We start from the raw sequence: 1,219 nt of genomic DNA, 5'->3' as shown, positions 1-1,219 counted from the left end.
CCTGTTGAGTCACTTGGTAGGTAACTCACTGACCACTACGCGATGGCCCACCCCAACAGCGTCAACGACACACCCAGCACCGTCGTCCCCGCCCCCCGAAACTCCACCACGCTAGGGGACTTATCCAGCGTGAATTGCGAGATGGAGGTTCTACGTGACACATCCGTCGGGTATTCCGGTGTTCGAGCGCTTCTTTCGTGCCGTCGCGAGCGTCGATATCGACAAGAACGACATCCGTCGCTTCCAGAGTTTCATCGATGAGTTGGTAGACGACCTGGCCATCAGCGGGCGCAATTCGGCGAAGATGAACGGCCGCGACGTCGTTGCAGCGCAGGACCTTCCGATAACAAAGGGCCTTCAAGAGCGAATGCGCGAATTCGACAAGCTGGACGAAGCTGAGGAGATCCGAGAGCTGCTTCGCTAGGTGGTGCGACAGCCACCCGCCGAGGTCACTTTCGCGCAGGAGGCGGAGCAGCTCCTACCGGAGGTATTCGGCGGCCTCGCCGTGGCGCTGGCCCGCACGTTATGCCTGGTGGACGCGACGGTGTCGAATCCGTCCAGCGAGGATTGGAACCGAGTGTTCACCACATTCCGACTCGTCTTCTGACGGTGGCGTCTCGTCTGCTGATGTTGACTTTTGGTATGCGAATTCGACCCCGCAGATGGAGGCGCGACAATCGCGAATTCACCATCATGGCAACGGAACACACGAGAAATGACAAGGAGAAACAATGCAATACGACGAGTTCATCACCCGCGTAGCCATGTCTGCCGACCTGCCACAGGAGCAAGCAGCAAGTCTGATTCGCGCCACGTTGGCCACTCTCGCGGACCGCATCAGCGGCGGCGAGGCGCAGGACCTCGCGGCTCAGTTGCCGGCGCCCCTGCAGTCGGCTTTGGCCAGTACCCAGGAAAACGCTCAGGCGTTCAGCTTCGAGGAATTCGTTGAGCGTGTGGCTCAGGCGGCTGACACGGATCGAGACACTGCTGAACGAGGCGTCGACGCCGTGTTCATCACTCTGAGGGACGCAGTGACGCCCGGGGAGTTCGACGATGTGCTGAGTCAGCTGCCTTCGGACTTCCAGCGGCTGGTGTCCGTTCTCATTGAATCTGGGGCACATTTACTAGTCTGACCTGCATTGCCCCAGATTGGATGAGAATTTCGATCGCGACGTTTCTCATTGAATCTGGGGCTACCCTGCTTCCGCGCCCGGCTGCG

General features: G+C 59.6%; 1 protein-coding gene and 1 pseudogene. Both read left to right on the top strand.

All coding sequences use genetic code 11. The annotated features are described in order from the left end of the window. Nucleotides 1-154: 154 nt before the first annotated feature. Nucleotides 155-607 (top strand): annotated as a pseudogene (locus MHN84_RS29640) (DUF1931 family protein). 124 nt (nt 608-731) lie between these two features. After that, nucleotides 732-1,133 (top strand): DUF2267 domain-containing protein, encoded by a 402-nt coding sequence (locus MHN84_RS29635; RefSeq protein WP_241207999.1) that lies wholly within the window; start codon nt 732-734, stop codon nt 1,131-1,133. The last annotated feature ends 86 nt before the right edge of the window (nt 1,134-1,219 follow it).

Source organism: Mycobacterium sp. PSTR-4-N (assembly GCF_022348085.1).
Taxonomy (GTDB): domain Bacteria; phylum Actinomycetota; class Actinomycetes; order Mycobacteriales; family Mycobacteriaceae; genus Mycobacterium.
Note: the sequence above shows the minus strand (reverse complement) of the source record. Positions and strands in the feature narration are given on the sequence as shown.

What these genes read in the sequence shown, in the direction of transcription:
- MHN84_RS29635 (WP_241207999.1), top strand. Translation starts at nt 732, where the DNA reads ATGCAATACGACGAGTTCATCACCCGCGTAGCCATGTCTGCCGACCTG.